Source organism: Effusibacillus consociatus (genome assembly GCF_042652925.1).
In the GTDB taxonomy this organism is placed as follows: Bacteria; Bacillota; Bacilli; order Tumebacillales; family Effusibacillaceae; genus Effusibacillus; species Effusibacillus consociatus.
On record NZ_JBHSHC010000051.1, the window covers coordinates 17,341 to 20,731 of the forward strand.

The window sequence follows — 3,391 nt, forward strand, 5'->3', positions numbered from 1 at the left end:
TCACTAAAAGTTTATCACGATATATTTAAACCGCCTCGCATCAAAATTTGCCTCATTAGTATCTCCCTCCTCATCGGAAATATCCTGCAAACATAAGGAGTTCTTGGTAGGATTCAAACCGAGAAATTTTTGCCGATAGTACGAATTCATCGAGATGGTACAACTGTCTTTGAAGGTCCAGTAAGAATCCCATCGCACTGTGCTCCTAATTCGAATAAAAATTTCAGATAATTTACGGTATTTATCCCAGTATTCTTCAATATCATTTTTGCGTTCAGTCCTTTCCTCTAAAGTTGCTGTCAATTGCAAAAAAAGTCTGCCACCACCTCCCCCACCCGCTCCCCTCCCCAATCCCTTGCCCCACAAGGCTTTCCCCCTATCTTTACCACTCCCCACTTTATCACCCATCAAATAAGTAAAGTTTGCATGCGAAGCAGGGGAAAACAGGCGCAAGACGGGAAATTCGGGGGCAAATGCAAATAAAATCTGTTTTGGGCGCAGGGAGAAGAGCAGAGAAAAGCAGGGTTCAGGGATAAGCGATTGAAAAAAATACAGAGGAAAAAATTGGGAAAAAGACTGATGGATGGATTTATGAGGGGTCAGGGTTCTCCCTACTCCCAATCCCCCGCTTCCCCCTGAAATGAAAAGAACCGAGGAATAACAGAACCCTTGATATTTATGGGTCACCATAATTAAAGTTGTATGATGTAGCTTAAATTATGGGTAACGCAGAGTTATGTTATTAGATTTGGAAAATAGAAAGTTAGAGACAACCGTGCTATAATTATCCTGTTTTTCTAAATTTGAAAAAGTTTTAAATACTGTCCGGGCGAAGGTTGTGGAGGAAATATGGCAAAAAAATATATTATGTTCCTTGATGAGACTGGAAGATCTTTAGTGCAAACATGCCCGTTTACCATCACTGGTGTAATATTCGAATACAAATATGCAGTTGACAATAAGGAAACCGGCGCAAATAGTAAGCTTAGGAACAAATTTAATCATTTTAAACGGCAATGTTTTGGTCGGGATGATATTCCACTGCATCTTCGTAAAATTCTTGAGGGGCATCCCCCCTTTAGTGAAAGTCATGGAATAACCAAAGACAATCTTCAAAAATTTTGGGACACTCTCCCTGACTTTTTGGAGGATTTACACTTTAAAATCATTTCAGTGACGGTGGATAAGCAAAAGCTCGATAAATATTATTCAACGCCTAAGGATCCTTATGTTGTTTTTGCTCACATTATGAAACCTTTATTCTCTTTTTTAAACGATTCGTCAGTAAAATCAATTCGGATCGTATTAGAATCCCGTGACGATTATCAAAACCTGCTTATGCAGAAGGCGTTCTTCGACATTTTATAACTCTGGTACAGTTCACATTGACGTACAGTCACAACGAGAAAAAATAAAGGCTTTTGTCTTTGCTGATAAACATAATAAAGAGTTTCAGCCAGGTTTAGAAATTGCAGACTTAGTATGTCTGCCGTTAAACCGAGTAAGGCGAGGTCTGTATGACGTTAGCCCAAGGCACGTCGAGTACGGGCAAGAGAACAAAATATTCAAGGCAATTAAAGGGAAAATTTATACCCCAACAGGCATTGAAGATATGAGAAACTGGGGCTTTAAAAAAGTACCAATCGTTAAAAGAACTCGCCCTTGGGTGGACCTACCTGATACACCTGCTGTTAATGATACCGAAACACCGCCCAAGGAATAATTTTTGTTTTATGGTATATGCTAGTAGGGGAATTCCCATGGAGCAGGGACGGGGGGTTCAGCTAATATGGTCTTTATCGCCATCCGAAACGGGGTAGCGGGTGTGTTGTTCTTGTTCGATTTTTTGCAAGATCTCCTCGTGCGAATCTTCGATGTCGATGGTTATCATGTCCACGCGGGGAACCATGATTTCCCTCGCAATTCGGTCCGAGAATTCGAAAATGTTGTCGAACAAAGCCATTTCCGTATTATCGATCAATCCGCTTTTGTGGCTTTGGTTGACCAGAATCCGAATTTCTTCCTCCGTATGGGCGAGTTCCCCTTCTTTCGCGGGCTGGATTCCCATCCACTTGAGCATGGTGTTAGCAGTTCCGTTTAACATCCAGATAAACGGATACATCAGTTTGTGAAACCAGATCAAAGGACGGGCGATGTTCAACACGGTTCCTTCCGCACGCTGAATCGCAAGCGACTTCGGTGCAAGTTCGCCCAATACGATGTGCAGGAACGTAATAATCGCAAACGCGGTTACGAATGAAATTGTGTGAACCGCAACTTGGGAAACGCCCAAACTTCCGAGCGGTTTTTCAATCAAATGGGCGATCGCCGGTTCGCCAATCCAACCAAGCCCCAAAGACGCGAGCGTGATTCCAAGCTGGCATGCGGAAAGGTAAGCGTCCAAGTTGTTTGTGACTTTTTGCGCCACTTTGGCTCTTCTATTCCCTTCCTCCACCAACTGCGCCAAACGACTGGATCGGATTTTTACCATCGCAAACTCCGCCGCGACGAAGAAACCATTCAAGAAAACGAGAAAAAGCACCAAAAACAAGTTAAACAACGTAAGACCCGGATCGTCCAATTATTCGTCCCTTCAAACGAGGGACTCCACCTCCTGATTTTTCGTTTTTAAATTAACGGATTCTCGCCAAAGAGAATGTGCAGCGTGTGTATAAAAGAAGCGCACTGAACGGACATCTGTTTGGTAAGGATCCGCAATTGCTGTTCATTCAATTTGGACAACAACGGTTTCAATTCAAGCAAACGATCCTCCAGCGTGTGGAGTTGTTCGCAAATATCGTGCATCTTTTCGGAAATGTCCGCCGCGGGGATTTTGGGGTTTGTGTAGCAATGGAACAAAAAACCGGAATAAGCCTTAGCGGACATTATAAATAGAAGACTCTTGGTTTTTATCACAAGAGTCTTCTCGAGCGGTTACTTGGAAAGCGCCCTGATTGAATCGAGATCCGGACATTCATCAAGTAATTTCAGAAAATCGTCCCGATCCTCTTTCGGACGACGACGGACATGAATTTTCTCTACTTTCTGGTTTGTTTCAACATAAATTAGATACCTGTCCTCGAAATAATCTTCGTACCACTCCCTGATGTCGCTCAAGCAAATAACACCAACAATTTTATGGGACTGCTTATTTGGATCAATTTCAGTTTCGATCATAAGCAGATGATTCCTTTCCATTATGCGAAATGAAGAATCGCACAATTAACGTGTCCTATAAAACGGGGGTTGGTATAGGGATGTATTTTCCCCGTGAACGTCAAATAGCCCCCACCTTGTGAAGGGGTGGAGGCTGGTGTATGTTTATTTCGAAAAGATTCGGCAAGTCAGCGGCAAGGACGACGACCAGGGCGCCAGTTTGCTCAGCGCTTCT

The 3,391-nt window shown here is 42.9% G+C and carries 4 protein-coding genes and 1 pseudogene; 2 read left to right on the forward strand and 3 right to left on the reverse strand.

Going from position 1 to position 3,391, the window contains the following annotated elements; translation table 11 throughout:
* Positions 1-3 precede the first annotated feature (3 nt).
* Positions 4-621: a hypothetical protein gene (locus ACFO8Q_RS07485; protein ID WP_380025137.1), complete on the reverse strand. Its 618-nt coding sequence runs from the start codon at positions 619-621 to the stop codon at positions 4-6.
* A gap of 228 nt (positions 622-849) precedes the next feature.
* Here ACFO8Q_RS07485 and ACFO8Q_RS07490 point away from each other — a divergent pair, with 228 nt between their 5' ends.
* Complete coding sequence (locus ACFO8Q_RS07490) at positions 850-1,368, forward strand: hypothetical protein (protein WP_380025138.1); 519 nt, start codon at positions 850-852, stop codon at positions 1,366-1,368.
* A gap of 418 nt (positions 1,369-1,786) precedes the next feature.
* On the opposite strand, the pseudogene ACFO8Q_RS07495 reads toward ACFO8Q_RS07490, so the two are convergent.
* A pseudogene (locus tag ACFO8Q_RS07495) lies at positions 1,787-2,581 on the reverse strand (hemolysin family protein); the annotation flags it as partial.
* 86 nt (positions 2,582-2,667) lie between these two features.
* Here ACFO8Q_RS07495 and ACFO8Q_RS07500 point away from each other — a divergent pair.
* Complete coding sequence (locus ACFO8Q_RS07500) at positions 2,668-2,895, forward strand: hypothetical protein (protein ID WP_380025139.1); 228 nt, start codon at positions 2,668-2,670, stop codon at positions 2,893-2,895.
* A gap of 39 nt (positions 2,896-2,934) precedes the next feature.
* Here ACFO8Q_RS07500 and ACFO8Q_RS07505 read toward each other — a convergent pair whose 3' ends face one another.
* Positions 2,935-3,177, reverse strand: coding sequence for a hypothetical protein (locus ACFO8Q_RS07505; RefSeq protein WP_380025140.1), 243 nt, complete (start codon positions 3,175-3,177; stop codon positions 2,935-2,937).
* Between the last annotated feature and the right edge of the window lie 214 nt (positions 3,178-3,391).

Bases quoted from the DNA above. Each gene is read 5' to 3' on its own strand.
- ACFO8Q_RS07490 (WP_380025138.1), top strand. From the start codon at position 850: ATGGCAAAAAAATATATTATGTTCCTTGATGAGACTGGAAGATCTTTA.
- ACFO8Q_RS07505 (WP_380025140.1), bottom strand. From the start codon at position 3,177: ATGATCGAAACTGAAATTGATCCAAATAAGCAGTCCCATAAAATTGTT.